General features: G+C 59.5%; 16 protein-coding genes and 2 tRNA genes. 4 read left to right on the top strand and 14 right to left on the bottom strand.

Annotated elements, in window-relative coordinates:
• Positions 1-5: 5 nt before the first annotated feature.
• The 5 genes from LPB405_RS08420 to LPB405_RS08400 form a co-directional block, all read right to left on the bottom strand.
• A complete protein-coding gene (locus tag LPB405_RS08420; protein WP_219101239.1) occupies positions 6-1,811 on the bottom strand; it encodes a propanediol dehydratase in 1,806 nt (601 codons plus the stop codon).
• Positions 1,812-2,108: 297 nt separating this feature from the next.
• Complete coding sequence (locus LPB405_RS08415; RefSeq protein WP_219101237.1) at positions 2,109-4,121, bottom strand: adhesin; 2,013 nt, start codon at positions 4,119-4,121, stop codon at positions 2,109-2,111.
• A gap of 753 nt (positions 4,122-4,874) precedes the next feature.
• Positions 4,875-6,710: an LPXTG cell wall anchor domain-containing protein gene (locus LPB405_RS08410; protein WP_219101235.1), complete on the bottom strand. Its 1,836-nt coding sequence runs from the start codon at positions 6,708-6,710 to the stop codon at positions 4,875-4,877.
• Positions 6,711-7,272: 562 nt separating this feature from the next.
• Complete coding sequence (locus tag LPB405_RS08405) at positions 7,273-8,073, bottom strand: SDR family oxidoreductase (protein WP_219101233.1); 801 nt, start codon at positions 8,071-8,073, stop codon at positions 7,273-7,275.
• 126 nt (positions 8,074-8,199) lie between these two features.
• On the bottom strand, positions 8,200-8,514 hold the full coding sequence (locus tag LPB405_RS08400) for a penicillin-binding protein (protein ID WP_219101231.1): 315 nt from the start codon (positions 8,512-8,514) through the stop codon (positions 8,200-8,202).
• A gap of 594 nt (positions 8,515-9,108) precedes the next feature.
• Here LPB405_RS08400 and valS point away from each other — a divergent pair.
• The 3 genes from valS to LPB405_RS08385 all read left to right on the top strand — a co-directional run bounded on the left by valS (position 9,109) and on the right by LPB405_RS08385 (position 14,566).
• Positions 9,109-11,841: a valine--tRNA ligase gene (gene valS, locus LPB405_RS08395; protein ID WP_219101228.1), complete on the top strand. Its 2,733-nt coding sequence runs from the start codon at positions 9,109-9,111 to the stop codon at positions 11,839-11,841.
• A gap of 556 nt (positions 11,842-12,397) precedes the next feature.
• The gene (locus LPB405_RS08390; protein WP_161799617.1) at positions 12,398-12,799 is read left to right on the top strand and encodes a hypothetical protein; all 402 of its coding nucleotides are present in this window, start codon (positions 12,398-12,400) and stop codon (positions 12,797-12,799) included.
• 183 nt (positions 12,800-12,982) lie between these two features.
• Positions 12,983-14,566, top strand: coding sequence for an LssY C-terminal domain-containing protein (locus tag LPB405_RS08385; RefSeq protein WP_219101226.1), 1,584 nt, complete (start codon positions 12,983-12,985; stop codon positions 14,564-14,566).
• A 140-nt stretch (positions 14,567-14,706) separates the two neighbouring features.
• Here the strand turns inward: LPB405_RS08385 and LPB405_RS08380 are convergent, their stop codons facing one another.
• From LPB405_RS08380 to LPB405_RS08340, 9 genes are all read right to left on the bottom strand, one after another.
• Positions 14,707-15,348, bottom strand: a complete 642-nt coding sequence (locus tag LPB405_RS08380; protein ID WP_070629451.1) for a DsbA family oxidoreductase — start codon at positions 15,346-15,348, stop codon at positions 14,707-14,709.
• 175 nt (positions 15,349-15,523) lie between these two features.
• Positions 15,524-16,891, bottom strand: coding sequence for an ATP-dependent Clp protease ATP-binding subunit ClpX (gene clpX / locus LPB405_RS08375; RefSeq protein WP_070692263.1), 1,368 nt, complete (start codon positions 16,889-16,891; stop codon positions 15,524-15,526).
• Between the two features lie 461 nt (positions 16,892-17,352).
• Entirely contained in the window at positions 17,353-18,042 is a 690-nt protein-coding gene (locus LPB405_RS08370; protein ID WP_012903382.1) for an ATP-dependent Clp protease proteolytic subunit, read from the bottom strand.
• A gap of 5 nt (positions 18,043-18,047) precedes the next feature.
• Complete coding sequence (locus LPB405_RS08365) at positions 18,048-18,701, bottom strand: ATP-dependent Clp protease proteolytic subunit (RefSeq protein ID WP_005505718.1); 654 nt, start codon at positions 18,699-18,701, stop codon at positions 18,048-18,050.
• Positions 18,702-19,020: 319 nt separating this feature from the next.
• A complete protein-coding gene (tig, locus tag LPB405_RS08360) occupies positions 19,021-20,322 on the bottom strand; it encodes a trigger factor (RefSeq protein ID WP_219101224.1) in 1,302 nt (433 codons plus the stop codon).
• A gap of 107 nt (positions 20,323-20,429) precedes the next feature.
• Positions 20,430-20,504 (bottom strand) — tRNA-Pro (locus LPB405_RS08355).
• A gap of 303 nt (positions 20,505-20,807) precedes the next feature.
• Positions 20,808-20,878, bottom strand: a tRNA-Gly gene (locus LPB405_RS08350).
• A 73-nt stretch (positions 20,879-20,951) separates the two neighbouring features.
• On the bottom strand, positions 20,952-21,836 hold the full coding sequence (locus LPB405_RS08345; RefSeq protein ID WP_219101222.1) for an Fpg/Nei family DNA glycosylase: 885 nt from the start codon (positions 21,834-21,836) through the stop codon (positions 20,952-20,954).
• Between the two features lie 118 nt (positions 21,837-21,954).
• Positions 21,955-22,446, bottom strand: coding sequence for a ribose-5-phosphate isomerase (locus LPB405_RS08340; protein WP_005505713.1), 492 nt, complete (start codon positions 22,444-22,446; stop codon positions 21,955-21,957).
• A gap of 379 nt (positions 22,447-22,825) precedes the next feature.
• On the opposite strand from LPB405_RS08340, the gene pepN reads away from it, so the two are divergent.
• On the top strand, positions 22,826-25,375 hold the full coding sequence (pepN, locus tag LPB405_RS08335) for an aminopeptidase N (RefSeq protein WP_219101220.1): 2,550 nt from the start codon (positions 22,826-22,828) through the stop codon (positions 25,373-25,375).
• Positions 25,376-25,573: the final 198 nt, after the last annotated feature.

The raw sequence follows: 25,573 nt of genomic DNA, 5'->3' as shown, positions 1-25,573 counted from the left end.
CTGAGCTACTCGGCACCCAGCTCCTCAGCACCCTCAAGGCGGCGACGATACACGTTAACCGCAACAGCAGTACCCACAAAGGCAACCGAACCCAGCAGAGCAATACTCAGCGGCAAGGTACCCTCCGGCAGCGGGCCATTATCCTGAGCACTCGCCTCCAGCTTCGAACCGGCAGAATCACCGCGCGACTTCGAGCTACGCGTATAGAAACTACCCGAACCTGCAGCACCCACATTCTCCTGAGGCGAAGCAACAGTCACCGTCTCCCCCTCAGTAGACTGGTAACCCAACAGGTTCACCACGGTACGCCCCGGCAACATCACTGCATAACCAGACATCACCATCGTCGAAGGAACCACCGCAGTCTCAGCCACAGAACTACGAGCCTGCGCGGTAATCGCACGCGCCGACTGCTGCGCCTGCACAATATAGCCCAGAGCGCTATCCACCGAGGGAATCTTAGCAACAGAATCAATCACCAAACCCTGAGCGTCCGCAGAGGTATCTGAAGAGCCCACGCGACCTGAAGGGGCCGAAGGGCTCATACGCTGGTTCGCATCAGAAATCATCGGGACCTGCGGGTGAACAACAGTATTCGTAGGCTTCGGAGCCGGGTCAACAGGAACCGCACGCTGAATCACGCTCACACCAAAAGCACTGGTCGCCATGAGCTGCAGCTCCTCAGTGGAGTTACCACCCACCACAACCACACGGTAGCGCTTACCCGCATTCAAAGAGGTACCGGGAACCTTCAAATCAGCAGAGAAAGAAGCATCAGTCACCTGCTGAGGGCTCACATGCGTGGTTGCCAGCGGCGAACCCACGGCACCGCCGTCAGCAGGCATTTCAAAGACCATCACGTCATAGCCCAGGCCACTCTCCGCAACGTTCCTAGCGCGCACGCTAATCGGCTGCAGCTCATCCGATCCGCGCAGCTCTGCGGTGGAAATTTCCAGGGTCGCCTCACGGGTCTCCGCGGGAGCCCGATCGGAGCGGGAGTGCACCAGCAGACGATCCTCGGTCACCTCAGCGGGCGCCGCATCATCGGTAGAAGAACTCGCCGAAGCAGACTCACTCGCGGACACACTCACCGAGGCGCTAGCAGATGCACTCGCAGAAGGACGAGCCGAAACTTTCTGCGATGCGGACGGTGCCACAGAAGGTGCCGGGGCGACCGTCGGGCGCGGGCTATCCTTCGCGGCGCTCGGGGATGCGCTCGGGCTTGCGGACACCTCGGGGGTGGGATTCGCCTCCACGCGGTTAGCACGGGGAACGCCTGGGGTGTCAGGGAAGAAAATGTTCTGGCGGCTCGCCAGAATCTCGTCAACGGTCGCGCCCTGTTCAGGCATGAACTCAACCGAAATAGCATCCTTGGTGCTCAGGTTCTGCACCTCAACCATGTACGGCTGCTCAACGTTGAGGCGCTGGTGGATGCTCAGCTCAATATTGCCTTCTTCATTCTTTGAGGCAGTCATCTGGGCTGCGGGTACGGTCATGGTCGCCACAACGCCATCTTCAACGGAGATGGCGGACAGGCGAACCTTCACCTGGTCCAGGGAATTTACACCGCCGATTTGCAGAAGAGTGTAGTCGCCAGTCTGAGCCAGTAAAACCAAGGAGATACTGTGCTGAACCACATCAGTGGCAACGGCGAGCGGAAGTTCAGGCTTTTCAGGCTGCTGAGTCTGAGCGTAGGCAACAGGCGCGAAAGTTGCGGGAGCAAGAGTTGCAGGCGCGAGAGCACCCCCCAAACCGAGGGTTGCGGACGCTACTAGCGCCGCGCCGCGAGCAGTTCGCTGCGTGGAAAACATGGTCACCTATTTTCGTGAGTGAGTGTGATGAATCGTCGTGTGACTCCTGCGCCCAAAGGTCGGAAGTAGGCACAGAATAACGGTTCTCTCATATCGGTGACCGGAGGCGCTTCACAGCGACTCCTCACCCCGGGTGAACGAGGTGATAAAGAGTGATAGTACCGTCTATAACAGCACTCTAAATTATAGGTATAACCTTAGAAAAAGTTAAAGATGCAGGGACGCCCGAATCTTGCATTTCGGACGTCCCTACATCTATGTGCACGTTTTGCCTAGTGGGGCAATAATTGCCCCGTTTTAGCGGCGAGAACTGAGCCGCATCTCACTACGGCGACGACGGCTCAAACGCATACCAGCAAGCAGCGACAGCGATCCAGCTGCGCTAATGACCAGCATATTGGAGGCGCCGGTAGCCGCCAGCTGCTCGCGCTTCGGCTGGGTAGCAGCGGCAACCTTTTGACCACCAGATGCCTGCGCCTCAACCTTCTGAGCATCGCTCTTCTGGGCATCACCCTTCTGTGCAGAAGCGTTCTGAGCAGGGGCGTTCTGGGTAGCAACCGGAGCCTCATTCTTCTGCTCAGCACCGCTCTCCCCCGCCTTCTGCTCGGTAACAGAAGCCTGATCAGCCGCAGGCTCAGTAGGCACCGAAGCATCGACCGCGGGAGTCTCGACAGCGGGAGTGTCGGCTACGGGAGCCTCGACAGTGGGCGCATCCTGCTCAGGGGTAGTGGGCAGGCTATCCACGCTATCGCGCTCGACGGTAAAGCCACCATTGACCATGCGCACAGTACCCTGCTCATCCTCCGCCACAGCACTCACACGGTAGGTGGTGCCGGGCTTGAGCTCCGAGCCGGGAATCTGCACCTGTGCGGTGAAAGCACCGGAGTCGTCAATCTCAGAGACATCAGCCGACGCAATCACGCCGCCGGTAGCCACTCCGTATTCATCGATAGCGCTAACCATCAGGTGCACCGAGCTGACGCCGGTGAAGCCCTCTCCACGCAGGGTCAGGGTCTTTGCGGAATCGTTTTCGGGAACTACGGTTTCTTCTACGTGCAGGCGGGCGGTCATCACGGGGTTAGCGGTGTTGTTGGTCTGTTCTTCGGTGGTGTCGTGGACGCGGTCAAAAACGGTGTTGCGCGGCAGGCTGTAGTGGCGGCGCGGGTCGTTCTCGGGCAGTACGTGGTCGAACTGCTCGACGGGGCTCGCGGCAACTGCCTGAGCGGACTGAGCATTCGAGGTAGCCTGCTCAGACTGCGCACTCGGGGTAGCCTGGGCGACCTGCTCGGGCTGCGCCTCCTCTTCGAACTGCTTCTTCTCGAACTGTGCCTGCTCCGCCATTGCGCGCTCGGCGGTGGCAACCGGAGCGGAGCCGTGCTGTACATTCCAACCATTCATGAAGGGAACCTCAACTTCCTGGGCGGTGTAACCATTAGCGGCAGAGGGTGCAACCTCAACGCTCAGCACATAGCGCAGGTCTTCGTGAACAGCCTGCACTTCTTCCAACCTGGATCCGGGCACCTCAATGCCGTCCAGGAGGGTGCCGTTTACAACGTCGGCACGCGCGGGAGAGGCAGCGAGCAGGATGCGGTTACCCTGGCTATCCAGGGCGTAGGCGTAGGTCATCACTTCAAAGGCCTGCGCCTCACCCAGACCGGTGACCTTGTAGACGACAAGGTTCTTATCCTGCGGGATCTCCAGCTGCCCCGAAAGAATCTGAGCATTGAGCGGCTCATCCTGAGTATTTGCGGGCAGCAGCTCCAGCGGTGCGGAGGAGTTGTAGGAGGGATCCTCCGTCGCGTAGCCCTTGGCAGGGTCAACCACGGCAGTTGCGACAACGTACTGCTGGTTGGGGTCGAGGGTACCTGCGGGCAGGGTCAACTGGGTGCTGAAGCGGCCACCGTCCACATCGAGTTCGGGCACGAGGGTCATCGTCACTGCGGAGCCGCGACCCAGTGCGTAGAGGGGGTACTGGCGGTATTCGCTCACGTACACCGCCACACCGTAACGTTCAACGGCACCGCCGGTGAAGCCTTCACCGGTGACGGTAATGCTCTGGGAACGCGCCGGGTTAATGACAACACCCTGCTCGACGTACACCTGCGGGGAGTTCTGGGTAGCAACGTTTTCGATGGGGGTTGCATTTACAGCGGAGGGAGGATTGTCGAGTTCCACCGCAGTCGGTGAAGCCATTCCGCCGGTATTCTGCACCTGCACATCTGCGTGCGCAGCACCAACACCGGTGGCGGACAGGACGGAAGCAGCAATAGCGGCTGTTGCTCGGGTTTTTGAGTGAGCGGGTTCGGGCATGAAACACACCTTCTTCTGTGAGTGTGAACGATACCCTCCGGAGGGTGCCACGGATCGAAGCTGGACGGGTGTCTCTTCGGGATTGACCGCTATAACGTACGGACTAGTCATAACGTTCATGTAATGGTGGAAGTTACCGCGAAGGGAATCGCTCTATTTATCGGTAATTCCACACTAACAATACTTTTCTTGTTATTGCTGTAAAGACGCTTTACGTCCCAACTATTTTCCTGTGCAATAACCCACACAGCATATTTTTTACTCTCTATAACATCATCAAGAGCACTCAAATTGCATGGACTAGGCAAAATTTTTCAACTCTCCCTTGAAACTCAAGGTTTTATTGCATGCATATGCAGTTTTAATGGATTTGAGATAAAAATATTCTGCACATTCATGCATTTAATTTATTTCTTCTAAGTGAAAAAATCGCAGGTCACACCACTTTTACATGCGCATTGATTACAAGCATGCGTACCAATAATTGCGCGCCAAATAACCCAGCAAAATCATTCCGTTACACCGCCCCGCGCTTCCACCCCGCACCTCCACCACGAAAGAGAACACCCGCACCTCTCCCCCAGCTTGCCGCACACGCTTTGCCACCCCCCTCCATTTCAAAACAGCTCAACACAAAACTGCTAGCACGCAAAAGTGCCGCCAATACCCTTTTCAGAGTATTGACGGCACTTGAATCACTCACCTTACGGCGAGTATCAGATATTCAGAGCCTAGCCTATAGAGGCTGAGCTATTAGAGGCTGCGGCGGCGCAGGAGCATCAGTGCGGCACCAGCAATCAGAGCTGCGGCGCCAACGCCTGCGATACCTGCAACACCCTCAGCACCGGTGTGTGCCAGCTGCTGCTTCGAGGAGGAGGAAGCCTGAGCCGAGCCCTTGGTGCCGGAGACGCCTACAGTGTGGCCCTTGGAGCTAGAGGAGGTAGCAGCGGATGCGTTACCAACCTTAGCCTTGGGTGCCTGAGAAGAGGGCATGCGGGTCTCGGTTACGACAACCGAACCGTCTTCGCGCATTTCAGCGGTGAAGACGCTGGTGGTGCCGTCGCCGTTATCGCGAACGGTGGTGCTCTCGTCCTCGGTAGCTGCCGGCAGGGTCGGTGCGGGGTTGTTCGCATCGCTCACGGTGGCGGTGGTGACTGCAACCTGGTGTACCGGGCCGTTGGGGTCGCTGGTTGCCACCATTGCGTAGGCGTAACCGGGCTGCAGCAGTTCAGCAAGAACGCTGACCTTGACGCGGAAGGTGCCGTTCACGATTTCAGAAGCGGGTACGTCGTGGGTTGCCAGAGCGTCGCCGGTGATGTTGCCGTTTGCATCCAGGCGGAAGATAGCGATCTGCACACCGTTAGCGACGGACTCGTGGGTGAAGCCGGAGCCGTTGAAGGTCAGGACGTTGTACTGATCGTTCGGGTTCAGGGAAGCGTCCTCGGTGGTGAGGGTTGCGTTCTCGGGTGCTGCGGGAGCCTCCGGAGCGGGGGTCTCGTCAGCCTTGGGGGTCTCAGTCTTAGGTGCTTCCGGAGCAGGAGTTTCTTCCTTGGGGGCCTCGGGTGCCGGGGTCTCGTCAGCCTTCGGGGTCTCCGGTGCCGGGGTCACGGGAGCGGGAGTCTCGTCAGCCTTGGGGGTCTCCGGTGCCGGGGTCACGGGAGCGGGGGTCTCTTTGTTCTTGGGTGCCTCGGGAGAGGTGGACTCGGTGACCTTGAAGGAGGAGAGAGCCACGAGCTTCTGGTCAGCCTGAGCAGCCTGAGGGTTGCTCACAGCAACCAGAGCGTAGGAAGCGCCGGCGGGCAGCTTGCTTGCCTCGACAGTGAAGGAAGTCTTGAAGGAGCCATCCTGAATCTGGTCCGCAGACACGGACACGGTGGTAATGGCGTCACCGGTAATCTGCTGGTTCTCATCCAGCGCGTAGATGCTGACCTGGACGCCGGGGCCGACCTTCTCGCCGTAGAAGCCGGTACCAACAACGCTCACGGTGTTGAACTGCGCATCACCGGAGAAGCGTGCGTTCTCGATGGAGACGAAGGGGTTAGCCTGCTTCACCTCGGGAGCGGGGGTCTCAGCCTTGGGGGTTTCAGCCTTAGGAGTCTCAGCCTTAGGAGTCTCTGCCTTAGGAGCCTCGGTCTTCGGCGCTTCAGCCTTAGGAGACTCGGTTGCCTCAGCCTTAGGTGCTTCGGTTGCCTCAGCCTTAGGTGCTTCGGTTGCCTCAGCCTTAGGTGCTTCGGTTGCCTCAGCCTTAGGTGCTTCGGTTGCCTCAGCCTTAGGTGCTTCAGCCTTAGGTGCTTCAGCCTTAGGAGCTTCGGTTGCCTCAGCCTTGGGAGCATCAGCCTTAGGTGCTTCAGTTGCCTCAGCCTTAGGAGCTTCAGCCTTAGGAGCTTCGGTTGCCTCAGCCTTGGGAGTCTCGGTTGCGTTGCCGCCGGGCAGGGAAGAAGTCTGAGAAGATGCCTTCTGATCAACAACCTGCTGCTGCTGATCGGCGGGTGCTTCTGCCGCGAAGGTTGCCGGGATTGCTGCTACAGAACCAGCGGTAAAAGCTGCCGCAGCTGCGATCTTGTAAACGCGACGGGTAGTCTTCGACATTTTTCCTCGATCTCTGAATTATCGGTGGTGAACCTACGCGGTGTGCCTCCGTCCTTGAGGGGCGCGCAGATTCACACATGGGTGTGACTGCTAAAAGGCTAACACCCAACTCTGAGTCTTCTGCCCTCTTAATGCCCGCTTTAAGTAACTGTAATGAAATCGTTATAAAACCACCCCTCAAGTTGAGGGTTATTACAGACCAATTATGGTGTTTTGTGGTCATATACTGACATGTAAACACCGGTAACCCTACATTTTGATTGCATTTGAAGAAAATATAATACTTTCCATAGATGATTTCACCCCAACTATTTCACCCTGGTGAACCTTAAAGTCTCACGTACCACTTTATAGTTTTATCAAGCACTCCTTGATACCTCTCCCCCACCCGTTCTCGCCCCGTACGGCACCCCAACCAAAGCTCCACACAAGCCACAGGCCTCCCGTGCACACACATAAAAAGCCGGGCGCACACAAAAAGCCTCGCCCACATCCCAAGAATCTGGAATGCGGGCGAGGCACGCACAATAACCCCGCATCAGCGAGCGCAAGAGCGCAAAGCTTAGCTCTCCTTACGAATCACCTTGAACTGGCTGGGCTGAGCTACCGGGCGAATCGTAATACGGTCGAGGTTCACGTGGTGCGGAACGTTCAGAGCAAAGGTCACGGTCTGCGCCACATCCTCGGCGGTCAAAGGCTTCTCAACTCCGGCATAAACACGGTCAGCCGCCTCCTTAGAACCCAGGCGATTCAGGGAGAACTCCTCGGTATGCACCATGCCCGGGCAAATCTCAATCACGCGAATATTGTTCTCGGCCTCTTCCAGGCGGAGCGCCTCGGTCAGACCGCGAGCGCCAAACTTCGCCGCGTTGTATCCGGCGCCGCCCTCGTAGCCGTGTTCCGCTGCGGTGGAAGTCAGGTTCAGGATCGTGCCGTGCCCGTTCAGTCGCAGCGCCTCCGCGAAGGCGCGCACCATGTGCAGAATGCCGAGCACGTTCATCTGGTACATCTTCAGGTAGTCAACCGTCTTGCCGTCGGCGACCTTATCCACGCCAATAGCGCCGCCGGCAATATTGACCAGGGCGTCAATGGTGCCCTGCTCTTCCAGAATCTGCTCGGCAACGAAGCGCACGGAATGCTCGTCGGTCACGTCACAGGTCACCGGGTGAGCACCCGTCTCCGCATAGAGGGTGTAGAGTCGGTCGGTGCGACGCGCCAGAGCATAGACGGTCCAGCCGCTTGCCACGAGCTGCTGTACGGTGGCGCGGCCAATACCGCTGGAGGCGCCGGTCACCACGGCAACTTTGCCAACACCGGCGTTGGGCAGGAAAGGAGATGCAGGAATGTGGGTGTTCTCAGTCATATTTTAATCCTAGTAGAGTGATGCCCGCGGGTGCTCTGATCGAGCAGACTCGCGGGCATATATTTTGAAATTTTCGATAGTGAGATAGGTTCCGGAACCACAACCACCCGGCGCCCCGTCAGGCTCCTACTTGTGGCGGCGCGGCAGACCCCAGCGGCTCCTGCCACCGTCACGGAATCCGAGGCGGTGCTCAAAATACACGGGCGAACTACTACCGGTCTTGATGGTGTCCGGAGGAACCGTACCCTCACGCGCCGACAGCAGATAAAGAATCGCGGCACCGGGCATGAACAAAATCAGAGGTAGCACGAAACGCATGCGCGCCTCACCGTAACCACTACGCACCGTCAAATGCCAGATGCACAACGCAACCAGCACCAGGTGCAGTATCAGCAGAACAGTTTCGGACGTGCCCAAACCGAAAATACTCAGAGAACTCATGGCAACTCCTCAAAGGTCGTATGCTTTCAGTCTACGCCGCCACCGCGCCCCTGAGAAGGATTCACCGGCTGTTGATACCGTCACTATTGATACTGTCACTGTTGATACCACGGCTATTGATACCGCAGATTTTCGCGCCTACACTGCAGGTAACCGAGGGTAGCATTTTAGGGGATCCCTCCCCCACTGCCGTTTTCCACCGAGTTTGCCACTGAGTTTTCCACTGAACCGCCGATTACTCCTCCTCTAGGGACCTCCACATGACAGCAACACCACGCCAGCGCATCACCGCACTACACGAGCATCGCCAAGCACTCCAGCAGAGGGCGCGCAGCGTCCGCACCGCCACCGGAACCCCCTACAGTTCTGAGGTGCATCTGCTGCTCGGGCAGAGCTACCTCGACCCCGCCAGCTGGCAGGAAATCACCGCCTCCAAAGGGGTACGCGCCGCAGTACGCAGGGCACACTTCGCGCGCCGGTACCGGCCGCTGCTAGCACGTTTGGAAGCCGCCATCGAGCAGTACGAACAGAACAGCACAGCGCAGAATTCCCCCGGAGCTGAGAGAATGCCGTGAATATGAGAAAATAGCCGTTATGGCTGAAAACATTTTGGGCTCAGACTCGCCCGTACAGATTAACGTTCCCGACCGCCCCGCCCTCGAAGGCCTCGAAGAGAAGCTCTCGCAGCGCTGGGCCGACGAGAAGACCTACGCATTCGACGAGAACACCACTCGCGAACAGGTCTACTCCATTGACACCCCGCCGCCGACCGCATCCGGCTCCCTGCACGTGGGTCACATGTTCTCCTACACCCAGACCGACGTCATTGCACGCTACCAGCGCATGACCGGCAAGAACGTGTTCTACCCCCTCGGCTGGGATGACAACGGCCTGCCCACCGAACGCCGCGTTCAGAACTACTACGGCGTTCTCTGCGACCCCTCCGTGGCAGACAACGACTCCTTCCGTGACCTGATCACCTGGAAGGCAGACGGCACCCCCAAGCCCGACCGCAGCCAGGCAAAGTGGCCGCGTATCTCCCGCAACAACTTCATTGAACTCTGTGAAGAGCTCGCGGTTGAAGACGAGAAGGTCTTCGAAAACCTCTTCACCACCCTGGGCCTGTCCGTTGACTGGTCGCGCACCTACCGCACCATCGACGCGCACTCCCGCAAGGTCTCCCAGCTCGCCTTCCTGAAGGACCTGGAAGCAGGCAACGCCTACATGGCTGAAGCACCGACCATGTGGGACGTCACCTTCCGCACCGCAGTGGCACAGGCAGAGCTGGAAGACAAGGAACGCCCCGGCGCGTACCACCGCATCAGCTTCCACCGCCCCAACGGCGAGAAGGTCTGGATTGAGACCACCCGCCCCGAGCTGCTGCCCTCCTGTGTGGCTCTCGTGGCGCACCCGGACGACGAGCGTTACAAGCCGCTGTTCGGCACCACCGTCACCTCCCCGCTGTTCGGCGTTGAGGTCGAGATCAAGGCGCACCCGCTGGCACAGCCCGACAAGGGTGCCGGTATCGCCATGATCTGTACCTTCGGTGACACCACCGACGTCACCTGGTGGCGTGAACTGCAGCTGGACACCCGCGCCCTCATCGGTCGCGATGGCCGCTTCTCCCGCGAAATCCCCGAATGGATCACCTCCCCCGAGGGTCGCGAGCGCTACGAGCGCATGGCAGGCGCCACCGTCTTCACCGCACAGAAGACCGTCGTGGAGATGCTGGTTGAGGCTGGCGAAATGGACGGCGACCCCAAGCCGATTACTCACCCCGTGAAGTTCTACGAGAAGGGCGACAAGCCCCTCGAAATCGTTGCTTCCCGTCAGTGGTACATCCGCAACGGTGGCCGTGACGCTGCACGCCGCGAGAAGCTCATCGAGCGCGGCCGCGAGATCAACTGGCACCCCTCCTTCATGCGTAGCCGCTACGAGAACTGGGTTGAGGGTCTGAACGGCGACTGGCTGATTTCTCGCCAGCGCTTCTTCGGTGTTCCCTTCCCCGTCTGGTACCCGCTGGACGCCGAGGGCGAGCCCGACTACGAGAACCCGATTCTGCCCACCGAGGATATGCTCCCGGTAGACCCCGCCTCGCAGACCGCTCCCGGTTACACCGAGGATCAGCGCGGCGTGGCCGGCGGCTTCATCGCTGACCCGGACGTTCTGGACACCTGGGCTACCTCCTCCCTGACCCCGCAGATTGCGACCGGCTGGGGTGTGAACCCGGACCTGCACGCAAAGACCTTCCCCATGGATCTGCGCCCGCAGGGTCACGACATTATCCGTACCTGGCTGTTCTCCACCGCTGTTCGCGCGGAGACCCTGGCTTCCTCCGTGCCGTGGTACAACACCGCGCTCTCCGGCTGGATTCTGGACCCGGACCGCAAGAAGATGTCCAAGTCTAAGGGCAACGTTGTGGTCCCCAACGAGGTTCTGGAGAAGTACGGTTCGGACGCTGTTCGCTACTGGGCTGCTTCGGCTCGCCTGGGTGCTGACACCGCCTACGACGAAGGCCAGATGAAGATTGGCCGCCGCCTTGCGATCAAGCTGCTGAACGCATCCAAGTTCGTGCTGAACCTGGGCGCTACCGAGAAGTCCGTGATCACTTCTCAGGCTCAGGGCCGCGTGCTCATCAACGCTCTGGACCGCTCCCTGCTGGCTCGCCTGGCGTACCTGATTGAGGAAGCAACCGCAGCGTTCGAGAAGTACGAGTACGCTCGTGCCCTGCAGATTTGTGAGAGCTTCTTCTGGTCCTTCACCGACGACTTCGTTGAGCTGATCAAGGACCGTGCGTACGGTGCTCGCGGCGAGCAGGAGCAGGCTTCTGTTCTTGCCGCGCTGGCAACCACCCTGGATGCTCTGCTGCGCCTGTTCGCACCCTTCCTGCCGTTCGTGACCGAAGAGATTTGGTCCTGGTGGCGCGCAGGTAGCGTGCACCGCGCCGAGTGGCCGCAGGCACTGCCCATTCTGGAGGGTACCCTGCTGGCTGAGTACTCTGCACAGAACCCGACTGCTGGCATTTCTGCTCAGTGGGTCCTGGCGGACGCTGACCCGGCTCAGATTGAGTCGCTCAAGCAGATCCTGCCGGATGTTGCTGAGGCTCTGGGTGGTCTGCGTAAGGCTAAGAGCGACGCGAAGGTCAAGCAGCGCACCGAGGTTGAGTCCGCTACTATTGCGGCTCCTCAGGCTCAGCTGGATCGCATTGCCGCTGGCTTGGCTGACCTGAAGGCTGCCGGTAACGCTCGTGAGCTGTCCCTGGTGGCAGCTGAGGGCGAGCTGGAGGTTCGCGACGTTGTACTCGTTGTGGAAGAAGCAGCTGAGTAATCGAATCTAACGTTCATTGCTTAGTGACATAACACCGAGTTGGTGTTGAGGACGGGGCGGTACCGATTGACGGTACCGCCCCGTTTTCTGTGTCTGCGGTTCGTTGGTTTCTGCCGGCAAGATATTCGGAAAGCATGATGCTCGGCTGCGGGCGGTGCTTTGCAGGGTGCCTTTACGACTCTGACTAGAGGCTTTACACATTCGGTACCCGCGGGTGCCCGTACCCATCCCTAGCACCTTCACAACCTCCTCCCCCAATAATGTGGGTTTTAGTCTGCTGTTCTGTAGGGATTATGTGGGATTTTCAATCCCTTTTTCTGTTCATCAATGTGCAAAGAGCATAATCAACCTTATGAGATTGACTGTCACTTATGTATGATTGTTGATGCGAGGGTTTTACCATTAGGAACAACCCTCTATTCAACTTCAGCAACAGACAAATCACCGGTACGAGCAAGACATACCCCGACCAACCGCACGACAATAAACCACCCGTCAGGCGCAGCGATGCGTCCTGACTCTGACCCGCGCCAAAGTAGGCGCACCCCATATCCTCATGAATTCATACTCATCCTCTTCCGGATTACCGAACAAACCCCAGGCGAGGCAGAGCTCAACCCCGAGCTCACCGCCAGGAGCGCAAGCAAACATTTCCCCCGATCAACTTCAGCACTACCACGCAAGCCTGAACGAATACATCAGCCAGGCACGCGAACACGCCCGGGCACTACGTGACAGCTACACCAACGAAGTGTACGACCTGTGGCATCAGCACATTTCCACCAGCGCCGCCGCCGATGAGGCGAGCATCGCCTCCGGTTCGTTGACCGCTCAGCAGCTTGAGGAGCTGACCCGCAAGTGGGTGCGCCTCATGCGTGAAAGCCGCGATATGCTGCACCACGAAAGCTCCATTGCCGCCGCACGTGCTGCGGTTGAGGCTAAGCCCCTCCCCGAGTAGAGTCACCCTTTATTTCTTTCGCGCGGCAACGCCAGCACTCCGCGTTGTACCGCGTTTTTCTGCGGCGGGGCTATCGAGCCAAGCGATTAAGCCCTGCCCGGAACGGACGCATCTGGCAACCCACCCCTTGCTATAGTTATGTGATATTCAAAGAGCCTAACTATGTTTGCAGAAAGGGCGGGAATGTCCCACCAAAAACGCGTCCTACGGCCTATACGTAGCGATGTTGCTCCCCCAGTCACCTCGCCACCGGTCTACCGTGGTGATATTGACACGCGCGGCGCGGCGCAAGACCTCGTCCCGCGTAGCTTCTGGGTTGATTTCTGGGACACTCTCTTCTTTATCTTCGCCGGCGTCGCGGCACTCGTACTGACCTTCATGATTCTGGCGAATACGGTCGGCCACTCATGGTGGGGTTTTCCCATTGCGATTATCTTCTGGGCGGTCACCGCGTACCTGACGCTACCGCGTTTTCATGCCATCATGACCCGCATCTACGTGCCCGACTACTTTATTGGGCGCACCCGCACCCCGGACGGTCTGCTCGGCGACCCGGTCAATATCGGTCTGATTGGTACCGAGGAGCAGATTCACCAGGTCATGCAGGACGCTGGCTGGACCCGTGCTGACGACGTCACCCTCGTCTCCTCCTGGAAGATTATTCTTTCCACCATCACCCGCCGTTCCTACGCGGAGGCACCCGTCTCCCCGCTGAAAATTTTTGGTAAGACGCAGGCTTTCGCCTACCAGAAGGAAGTGGATGGCAACCCCGAGAAACGCCACCACGTGCGCTTCTGGAAAACCCCGGACGGCTGGCTTCTGCCTGGCGGTCACCAGGTGGATTGGTTGGCGGCGGGCACGTACGACTCCGGTGTGGGTTTCAGCTTCTTCACCCTGCAGGTCACGCACCGCATTGACTCTGAAACCGACTTTGAACGCGACTACATTGTGGAGTCCATTCAGTACGCCCACCCGGAAACTCACGTTGAGATTCTGCACGATTTTTCCTCCGGTTACCACGCCCGTAACGGCGGCGGTGACGCGATCCGCACGGACGGCGCGCTCCCGGTCATCGTGCTGAACAATGAGGGCCTGGAGCCGCAGGAACAGGAAGAAATTCACCTCTCCAGCGCGCACGACCTGGCGTACCGCATGCCGCTGAGCCTGCTGATCGGTTCGGGTATGCTCATCGTCGTGACCCTCGCCGACATTGTCAACAGCGTCATTTTGGCGCTCAGCCGCCCGGCTCTGCGTGCCAAGCTACTGGAGGAAGGCTCCGGCAACGATCTTGAGTTGCTGAACCTCTTCGACCAGGTGGATAGCGACGTACTGCTGACCATTACCGGTACGGTGCTGGTTGGTTTCGTGGCGATTTATTCGGCGGTGCACCTGTTCCTGCTGTGGAGCACGCTACGCGGCTCCTCGAAGGCCCGCCGTCTGGCTCTGCTGTTGACTGCGTTGAACTTCGCAGCGATTACCGGCGGTGTGCTGTGGGGCCACCAGTCCCTGCCGCTGTCCACGATTTTCTTCCAGCTGGGTGTTGCGGTGTTTGCGATGCTGGCGTTCACCTCGGATGCGGCGGTCCAGTACACGGCAACCCGCACCTTCCACATGCGCGATACGAAGATCGTGCAGCGCGCAACGCACCCGAAGGTTCTCGAGCACAGGGCACAGCGCAAGGCTCAGAAAGCCCAGAAAGCGCAGAAGACGCACAATGCGCAGAAGGCACGCAAAGCTACCTCTGCAAGCAACGCTCACCGCGCGTAGATTGCACGTTTCAGCGCAACATAGTGAATAGAAAAGTACCGCCCGGTCAGTACATGATCGGGCGGTACTTTTTTGCTCTGCAGCCGCAGACTCTACCGGGCCTGCGCGCATTGCAGGAATCTCAGCACATTGCAGGCTTCTTAGGCTTCACCCTTTTCGCCGTGGAAAATCGGGCCCACGTTACGGGGGCGCTTGAGCTCAAAGAAGCCGGGGTAGGAAGCCAGCGCCAGGGCGCCGTCGAAGAGCTTACCTGCCTCTTCACCGGCGGGGCTCGGGGAGATGACCGGGCCGAAGAAAGCGGTGCCGTTAATGGAAATCAGCGGAACACCCACATCGGTGCCGCCCACGGTCTCCAACGCCAGGTCCAGGGAGGCGCGCATCTGCTCATCGTACTGGTCGGTGAAGGCGACATCCACCAGCTCTGCGGGCAGGTTGACCTCCTCCAGCGCCTTGACGATTGCGTCGCGGTAGGAATCAGCCTTGTTGTCGTTGTGGTGAATCTGCTCGCCCAGAGCGTCGTAGAGGGGCTTGATGACCTCGTTGCCGTGCAGCTCGCGCACAGCGGTAATGAGGCGGGCCGGCGCCCAGGACTTGTTCATCGCTGCCTGGTAGCTGGCGGGCAGGTCGCGGCCCTGGTTGTGCATGGACAGGGAGAAGGGACGCCAGGTCACCTCAACATTACGGACCTTCTGCACCTCGCCAATCCAGCGGGAGGTAATCCAGCACCAGGGGCAGATCGGGTCGAACCAGAAATCAATCTGTGCGGGTGCGTTCTCAGTCATGAGTGTTCCTCTCTCATACGGTTGCGCCAGCCGCTTCTATGAGCCGGCGCTTATTCTTCGGTACACGCTCATCAGGACATGCCAGCGAGAGCAGTACCTGCTAGTGAGCCGTCACCCCGTATAACCGGGGCGACGGCTTCTTTATTCCCTAGCCTGTTCGGCTGGAAGTATTCGGTTATGCCGCCTGACGGTCCGCGGCCTTCAGGGAGGCGGTCTTCGCCTCCCCCTTCACGGTGCGGGTGGTCTCGGTTTCGGGGTCGGGCGCCTGCAGCACGTAGCGGGGTTCCGTGCCGTTGAGCACGGTGTCCTCACCGATGACGATGGACACCACATCGGTGCGGTCCGGGATGTCGAACATAATCGGCTGCAGAATCTGCTCCATCATGGCGCGCAGGCCGCGGGCACCGGTGCCGCGTTCGGCGGCGAGGCGGGCAATAGCCGCGATCGCAGCGTCATCGATGACCAGGTCCACGCCGTCCAGGGCGAAGAGGTGACGGTACTGCTTGAGCAGCGCGTTCTTCGGCTCGGTCAGCACGCGAGCCAGCTCTTCTTCGTTGAGCTCGTTCAGGGTCGAGATGACCGGCAGGCGACCAATCAGTTCGGGGATAATGCCGTAGTGCGCCAAGTCCTCGGGCATGATCTGGTCCAGCGGGTTCTTTACGGAACCGCCCAGCTCGGCACCGAAACCGATGCCACCGGCACCCACGCGGGCTGCAATGCGGTCGTCAATATTGTCGAAGGCACCAGCCACGATGAAGAGAATGTTCGAGGTATCAATCTCAATGTTCGCGTGCGCCGGGTGCTTGCGGCCGCCCTCCGGGGGTACGGTCGCCACGGTGCCCTCGATAATCTTCAGCAGCGCCTGCTGCACGCCCTCACCGGACACGTCACGGGTGATGGAGAGGTTCTCGCCACCCTTGCGGGCAATCTTGTCGATTTCGTCAATGTAGATGATGCCGCGCTGAGCCTTGGCAATATCGCCGTCAGCGGCGTTAATGAGGCGCAACAGAATGTTCTCCACGTCGTCACCCACGTAACCCGCCTCGGTGAGGGTGGTTGCGTCAACCAGGGCGAAAGGCACATCCAGCTTCTTCGCCAGGGTTGCCGCCAGGTAGGTTTTACCGCAGCCGGTCGGGCCGAGCATCAGAATATTCGACTTGCCCAGCTCCACCTGCTCCCCCGCGGTCGCCGAAAGAATGCGGGAGGTCAACACCGGGTTATCAATATCGTGGATGCGCTTGTAGTGGTTGTACACCGCCACCGCCAGGGTGCGCTTCGCCGCGTCCTGACCGATGACGTAGTCGTTGAGGTAGCTGTAAATTTCGCGCGGAGTAGCCAGCTGAGGCGCGGGCGCAGCGGCGGGGGCCTTCACCTTCAGACGCTCTTCAGCGAGGATCTCTTCGCACAGCTCCACGCATTCGTCGCAGATAGAAACATTCGGGCCGAGCACAATCTTAAAAACCTGCGCGCGAGTCTTCTTGCAGAAGGAGCATCGCATGCTGGCGTTGGGCTGTTCGGGAGGCACAATGACGTCTGTGGCCACGAAAATTCCCTTTCGATCGGCGTGGTGAAATCGGCGCAGAAGGGTCAGTGACCTGATGTCTGCGGTGATTTCTCAGGAGGAGCACCGGCGGGTGGTGGGCGCCCTAGTTTGAGTGAGAAAACGGTATGAAATACTCGAATTTTCTCCTTTTCTAAGGCTACCGGAGTTCACCCCGGAACCAAGAATTACGCACCGCAAATGAACGGACTTACCGGGCATATGACAAAGCGCGTCTTTTATGACGGCGGCGGGGCTGATACTCCGGCATATGACGGTAGGCATGTGACGCTAAAGCCCGGCAAGAAAGCGCAGGTCATCACCACATATCAGCCTGCCTTGCCGTACCCCTGGCGGGCACAAAAAGGGCGGCACCGCACCGCGCACCAGCCCGAAGGCTCGCACACGGGGCAATGCCGCCCCTCCCCCGAAAAGTACTCGGGGATATTCCTCAAAACTAAAGTTTAGGTGTGGGAAATAGCGGTGTTGGTCGCAGGCTTACGCAGCTTACGCGACTCCAGCACCTTATCGACCAGGCCGTACTCCAGGGCAGCAGCCGCAGTCAGAATGTTGTCACGCTCAATGGAGCGGTCAACTTCCTCGTAGGTCTTGCCCGAGTGCAGTGCCAGGGTCTGTGCAGTCCACTCACGCATACGCATAACCTCGTTCGCGTGAATCTCAATGTCAGATGCCTGACCGCCCTGCTGGCCGCTCAGCGCGGGCTGGTGAATCAACACGCGAGCGTTCGGCAGTGCCAGACGCTTGCCGGGGGTACCGGCAGCCAGCAGAACCGCCGCAGCGGATGCCGCCTGGCCCAGGCACACGGTCTGGATCTCGGGGCGGATGAACTGCATGGTGTCGTAGATGGCGGTCATTGCGGTGAAGGAGCCGCCGGGCGAGTTGATGTACAGGGTGATGTCACGCTCGGGATCCTGCGCCTCCAGCACCAGCAGCTGAGCCATGATGTCGTCAGCGGATGCGTCGTCCACCTGGGTGCCCAGGAAGATGATGCGGTCCTCGAACAGCTTTGCGTACGGGTCCTGACGCTTGTAACCGTAGGGGGTGCGCTCCTCGAAGCTGGGGAGCACGTAGCGGTTGCTCGGCATAGCCGGCGCCGAGGTGGTGATATCGTTCGGCAGGTAGTTCATGTGCATCTCCCTTATGCGTTCTTCGACTCGGGCAGCTTACCGGCGGTGGTGGCAATGTGGTCGAAGAAGCCGTATTCCAGGCCTTCTTCCGCGTTGAACCAGTTGTCGCGGTCGTTATCCTTCAGGATGGTTTCCAGGCTCTTGCCGGTGCGCTCAGCGGTGATCTCTGCCAGGCGCTTCTTCATGTCCAGAATCAGCTCAGCCTGGGTGCGGATATCCGATGCGGTACCGCCAATACCGCCGAGGGGCTGGTGCATGAGGATGCGGGCGTTCGGGGTTGCGTAGCGCTTGCCGATGGTGCCTGCGGTGAGCAGGAACTGACCCATGGATGCTGCCATGCCGGTCACCACGGTCACCACGTCGTTCGGGATGAGCTGCATGGTGTCGTAGATAGCCATGCCAGCGGTGACGGAGCCGCCGGGAGAGTTGATGTACAGGTAGATGTCTGCCTCGGGGTCTTCAGCCGAGAGCAGCAGCATCTGGGAGCAGATGAGGTTAGCGTTGGAGTCGCGCACCTCGGAGCCGAGCCAGATAATGCGCTCCTTCAGGAGGCTGTTGTAGACGTAATCTTCCTGGGCACCAACGATGGGGGTTGCCATAGACGGCGCGGGCGCCACGCCGGCTGCCTGGGAGGCGCCGATGGGCAGAGGCATGTAGCTGGACATTCTTCCTCTTCTTCTCTAATGGGTCTTCGCTGCATCTTTGCGCGATTTACGCGCCGGAGCGCACGCGAAAAGTTTCGTTGCTACTACCTTACCGATAGTTGCTCTCCCCCGCTTCCCTTCGGGTTGTTCGTTCGCCAGGGGGTGAAGTAGAGGCGAAAACCTCGGTACGGAATAACTTGAGGGCGGAATAGTTTGGGGTGAAAAGAGCCTCAGCGGGCACCCAACCGGTAATTCGGTGGATGCCCGCTGAGGCTACACGTTTCAAGCAATCAGCTCACGCCCTCTAGAGGGGTGGCTTCTTGCAGACCGTGGCGGGGATTTAGGCAGCTGCCTCTTCACCCTCGCCCAGGTACTTGGACAGGTCAACAACGTTGCCCTTGGTGTCCTTGACCACTGCGGTCTTCAGCACTGCTGCCAGAGCCTTGGAGCGGCGAACCTCGCCGACCAGTGCGCCTGCCTGGCCGGAGCCGTCCAGCATCTGTGCGAACTGGTTGGGGTCCATGCCGTACTGAGAGCTCATGGTGATGATGTAGTTAATCATCTCAGCCTGGTCAACGGTCACTTCTTCCTTGTCCGCAACAGCGTCGAGAACCATCTCGTTCTTGAATGCGGTCTCGGTGTTCTCGCGAACCTCGGCGCGGTGCTCCTCGGTGTCGTGGCCTGCTTCAGCGTTGGGGTTGTTGAAGTGCTGCTCGAGCTGGTCCTCAATAACCTTCTCGGGGACGGGGATCTCAACGAGCTCAACGAGCTTTGCGAGGACCTTGTCGCGTGCCTGGGTGCCCTGCTCGGCAACCTTAGCTTCTGCAACCTGCTTCTTGATGTCTTCCTTCAGCTCTTCGATGGTGTCGAACTCGGAAGCCAGCTGTGCGAACTCGTCGTCAGCTGCGGGCAGCTCGCGCTCCTTGACTGCGGAGAGCTTGACCTTGATGGTTGCCTGCTCGCCTGCGTGCTCGCCACCGGAGAGCTTGGTCTCGAAGGTTGCATCCTCGCCAGCGGACAGACCGGTCAGAGCCTCGTCGATGCCGTCGAGCATGGTGCCGGAACCAATCTGGTAGGACAGGTCGTTAGCTGCGTCCACCTGCTCACCGTCAATCTCTGCGGCGATGTCGATGGTCACGAAGTCCTTGTCAGCTGCGGGGCGCTCAACGGTCTTCAGGGTGCCGAAGCGCTCACGCAGAGCGTCCAGTGCCTGAACCTCGTCCTCGGGGGTCACCTCGACCTCGTCAACCTCAACCTCGAGGCCCTCGTAGTTGGGCAGCTCGATTTCGGGGCGGACGGTGACGGTGATGGTCAGCTTGACGTCTGCCTCACGGTTCTCGGTGGAGGGCTGGGACTGAACGTCCAGCTCGGGCTGTGCCAGGGGGGAGAGCTCGTTCTCGCCCAGCGCCTGTGCGTAGTAGTCGTTCAGAGCGTCGTTCAGGGATGCCTCGACGATGTAGTCGAAGCCCGCACGCTGCTCGATGAGCTGCTTGGGCAGCTTACCCTTGCGGAAGCCGGGAACGCTGATCTGACCCGAGAGGTTCTTGTAGGTGCGGTCCAGGTAGGGCTTGAATTCTGCGAAGGGAACCTCGACCTCAATTTTTGCGAGGGTCGGGTTGAGCTTCTCGACGGCGGTCTTCACGTCCGTGATCTCCTCATATAGTTTCGGTGCGGCACGAATCGTGTGTGCCGCGGTTGCTTAGTGGAAAGAGCGCCACGACCCTGTAGCGTCGCGGCAACCGTTTCACGTCGGGGCGACAGGATTCGAACCTGCGATCTCCTGCTCCCAAAGCAGGCGCGTTAGCCAAGCTACGCCACGCCCCGTGAAACCGACCGTGTTGCGCACTTGCGTGTTTAACACAGTCAGTGCCCTAGTTTACCTGTTTTCCCGCTAAATGCCCAACACAGCGGCTCGTGCACGGTTTATTTCCACTGAGCGCGTACTCCCCTGTCTCCCGTGGTTTTGTGGGGCGTTTTGTGTGGATGCGCGGTGATGGGATGACGAGCTGGAGCGTGCGGATTCTGAGCGCGCGAGGAAATAAATCCGCATGCGGAAGGGATTCCCGTCATCCCCTCGAGGGAAAAAGAAAGGGCCTCAACGCGAAAGCGTCGAGACCCTAAATCTCGAGGGGATGACGGGAATCGAACCCGCGTAATCAGTTTGGAAGACTGAGGCTTTACCATTAAGCTACATCCCCGGAATGGAACTTGACTATAGTAGCGAGGTTCCATCTGGGCTGTCAAATATTTGAGTAGTTTTTAGACCTGTTTTCAGACCTGGCAGCCGGGGCACCAGTAGAGTTTACGGCCGGCAATTTCTTCCATGCGGATGGTGGTTCCGCAGCGGCGGCAGGGCTCGCCGTGGTGCATGTACACGTAGTTGGCGTGGTCGGGCCACGCTTCGGTTTCGGGTATGCCGGGGCGGTCTTCGGGTTCGGTGGTGATGATGCGCCCCACGCGCACGCCGATGACCAGCAGGTGCTTATTGTCTTCCCAGAGTCGCTCCAGTTCCTCGTCACTGAGGCTCTTGCCGGGGCGTAGCGGATCAATTTCCTGGCGGTACAGCGACTCGGCGCGGAAGATATTGCCCACGCCGGAGATTGCCGCCTGGTCCATCAAAATCACACCAATCGGGCGGGAGCTCTTGCGTGCCGCGCGGTAGAACTGTTCGGGGTCGGCGTCCGGGTTGAGCGGGTCGGGGCCGAGCTTGGAGCGGACGGTGCGCACCTCCTCCGGGGTGAGGGTGCGGCAGATAGTCGGGTCCACCAGATCCGCCCAGCCGTGCTCCGAAACAATACGGCAACGCACCGTACTCTTCGGTTCGGGAGGACCGGCGTAGGGCTGCTCCTCCCCCGCCGCATATTCCTTCTCACCAATCTTGCGGGGCGCGCCAATGCTCGAAGCACCCGTGAACGTCTCGTCCCCGCCGAAGCTCCAGTTACCGTAAATACCCAGGTGCACGTTCAGGGTCAGGTCGTTTTCGAAGGTCACGAACAGGTGCTTACCGTGCGCGTATGCCCCGGTGATGGTGTGACCGTCCAGCAGGGCGGCACCCTCAGTGTAGCGGCCCTGCGGGGAGGAAACCTGCACGCGCTCGCCGGTGAAGACGTCGCTGATTTGGCGGGCGATACGGTGGATGGAGTGGCCTTCGGGCACGGGTTCTCCTCGAAAACTTGTGGGCTGGAAATAGCGCGGCTAGAAATAGTGCGGATTATATGGGGCGCAGAGACGACTGAGGCGCATAGCCTGCACTATGCGCCTCAGATTTTAGAGCTTAGGCAGCGTCAATCTGCTTGCCGGCAATGTCGCCGGTCTGCTCGTACTCAGCCAGCTGGCCGATACGGCGTGCGTGACGCTCCTCGTTGGTCCAGGGGGTAGCCAGGAAGACCTTGATGATTTCCAGTGCTTCTTCCTTGCTGTGCTGGCGGCCGCCCACAGCTACAACCTGTGCGTTGTTGTGCTCGCGAGCCAGTGCCGCGGTGTCGTGGTTCCATGCCAGAGCTGCGCGGATACCATCAACCTTGTTCGCCGCCATCTGCTCGCCGTTGCCGCTACCGCCCAGCACGATACCCAGGGAGTCCAGGCCAGCCTCGCGGTCACGCTTCACGCCAAGGGCTGCGTTAATGCAGAACGAGGGGTAGTCGTCCAGCGGGTCGTAGTCGGCGGGGCCGTGGTCAATCATTTCGTAGCCCGCAGCGGTGAGGGACTCGATCAGGTAGTGGCTCAGTTCGAGGCCAGCGTGGTCGGTTGCGATGTGTACGCGCATGGTACTCTCCTGGTGATTTTGTCTTGGTGTGACGTGCGTTTGTGCGTTCGTGGGAGGCGCCGGTTCTCAGTTCTGAGCGCCGTTGCTAGAGTGCGCCGCGCATCCATCAGGTGGGATACGCTTCCCCGTTTGGGTTTTTTCTGTCTTAACTGTATCGAATTCGCGCGGGTTCGGGTAATGCGAAGCCTTCTAGATTCCCAGCTATACGGTAGACTGTGGGATATGGCACTTTTTGGTGTCCCGATTCGCCGCGCCCAAGCTTGAACGCCTCCAGCGCTACGTATGCAGCGTCGCAGGAGCCGCGCACCTCGGGAACCAGCGCACCATGACAGGGCGTGTCAACACGGCACGCTATTCACATCTAAGGAGAGGGAGCTGTATGCCCGGCCTGAACCTAACCCGCAATGAGGCAACCGAACGCGCATCCATTATTAAGCGCGTGCACTCGTACCGTATTGAACTCGACCTGCCGAAGGACAAGGACGTCTTCTCCTCGAAGGTTGAAATCCGTTTCGACGCTCAGGAAGGTGCCTCCACCTTCATTGACGCCATCACCTCCTCGGTCAAGTCCATTAACCTCAACGGTGAAGAGCTGAGCACCGACCTGGCGGACGGCGAGCGCATCCAGCTGCCCAAGTTGGCGGCTGAGAACACCCTGGTCATTGACGCAGAGATGTTCTACACCAACACCGGTGAGGGTCTGCACCGTTTCGTGGACCCCGCCGACGGCGAAGTGTACCTGTACTCCCAGTTCGAGGTGCCGGACTCCCGCCGTGTGTTCCCCGTCTTTGAGCAGCCCGACCTGAAGGCTGAATTCGAGTTTATTGTGCGCGTTCCCTCGCACTGGGTGGTTGTGTCTAACCAGCCCGAGGTGAAGGTTGAGGAGAAGGAGTGCGGTTGCGGCCGTGCGAAGACCTGGTTCTTCAAGCCGACCCCGCGCATGTCTTCGTACATTACCGCGATTGTGGCTGGCCCCTACGAGAAGGTCACCAGCGAGCTGACCAACTCTGAGGGTCGCGTGATTCCGCTGGGCGTGTACGCTCGTAAGTCCCTCATGCCGTTCGTGGATGCTGAGGACATGTTTGAGCTGACCCGTCAGGGCTTCGAGTTCTACGAGGAGCAGTTCAAGACCCCGTACCCGTTCGAAAAGTACGATCAGCTGTTCGTGCCCGAATTCAACGCCGGCGCGATGGAGAACGCTGGCTGCGTGACCTACCTGGAGACCTACGTCTTCCGTTCCAAGGTTGCGGAGGCTCTGCGTGAGCGCCGCGCCATCACCGTTCTGCACGAGCTAGCCCACATGTGGTTCGGCGACCTGGTTACCATGAAGTGGTGGAACGACCTGTGGCTGAACGAGTCCTTCGCGGAGTTCATGTCTACCCTGGCCGCCGCGGAGAACACCCGCTACGCCAAGGAGGCGTGGGCTACCTTCTCCGCTTCGGAGAAGACCTGGGCCTACCGCCAGGACCAGCTGTCCTCGACCCACCCGATTGTGGCTGAGATTCGTGACCTTGCCGATGTTCAGGTGAACTTCGACGGCATTACGTACGCGAAGGGCGCTTCGGTGCTGCGTCAGATGGTGGCGTGGGTTGGCCAGGAGAACTTCATGGCTGCCCTGAAGGTGTACTTCGATAAGCACAGCTGGGGCAACACCGTTCTTGACGACCTGCTGGTTGAGCTGGAGCGCACCTCCGGCCGTGACGTGCGTGCGTGGAGCGCTAAGTGGCTTGAGACCGCTGGTGTGAACACTCTCGCCGTTGAGGTTGAGAATGATGAGGCGGGCAACATTTCTTCGCTGGGTATTCGTCAGTCCTACGCTGAGGGCTTCGAGACTCTGCGCCCGCACCGTGCGGTGATTGGTTTCTACAACCTGGTGGACGGCAAGCTGACCCGCACCGACCGCATCGAGCTGGACATTGACGGCGAGCTGACCGTGGTCGAGGAGGCTCTCGGTAAGAAGCGCCCCGACCTGCTGCTGCTGAACGATGAGGACCTGGCGTACGCAAAGATTCGCCTGGATGAGCGTTCCATTGAGACCGCTATCAAGCACCTGGGCGATATTGATTCGTCCGTGGCTCGCGGCGTGGTTTGGGGTTCGCTCTGGGATACCGTGCGTGACGCTCAGATGCCGGCGCGTAAGTACGTTGACCTGGTGCTGAACAACATCGGCAAGGAGACTAACTCTACCGCTCTGCGCACCCAGATTAACAACCTGTCCGCTACCCTGCACTCCTTCGTGGCTCCCGAGGCTCGCGAGGAGACTCGCCACCGTGCCGCTGACCGTCTCTGGGAGCTGGCATGCGTTGCAGAGCCCGATTCGGATGCTCAGCTGCAGCTGCTGCAGGCGTTCATCAACCAGACCCGCACCGAGGATCAGTACGACAACGTGCAGCGTCTCTTCGAGGGTGACCTGACCCTTGAAGGCTTGGACATTGACGCTGACCTGCGTTGGAACCTGGTGTGCCGCTTGGCTACCGGTGGCCGCTTCTCCGCCGAGCAGATCGCTGCGGAGCTGGAGAACGACAACACCGCAAACGGTCAGCAGTACGCTGCTCAGGCGTACGCGTCGATTCCGACTGCGGAGGCTAAGGCTGAGTACTGGAACAAGATCATGGTGACCGGCGAGCTGTCGAACATGATTCAGCGTTACGCTATTTCCGGTTTCAAGTCCGGCGAGCCCGAACTGATTGCCCAGTACGATGAGCCGTACTTCGAGCAGATTGAGGGCATTTGGCGTTCGCGTTCGCACGAGATTTCCATGCAGATTATCGGTGGCATGTACCCGAGCGAGCCGACCGCTGAGCTGCTGGAGCGTACCGAGGCGTACCTGGCGTCTCTGCCTGAGGATGCTGCGGCCCTGTACCGTCAGATTGCGGAGGCACGCGACGGTGTGGCTCGTGCGCTGAAGGTTCAGGCTGCTGACATCTAACAATGCTTATGAGCTGAGGCGGGTTCGCCGCCTGCTCTCCTAGGTTTTGCTCATAGGTTCTTGATCGTCCCCTTCTGCCCCGTTCTGGGGTGGGAGGGGACGTTTTGCATCAAGGGCCCAAAATCTTGTCACTGCGGTGCATATTTTTTGTTATTTTCATTTGAATATCCATCAAAAGCTCTCTACTTGGGGTTGCGC

It is taken from the genome of Rothia mucilaginosa (assembly GCF_019334805.1).
Lineage (GTDB): Bacteria > Actinomycetota > Actinomycetes > Actinomycetales > Micrococcaceae > Rothia > Rothia mucilaginosa_C.
This window is presented reverse-complemented; position numbering and strand designations above follow the sequence as displayed.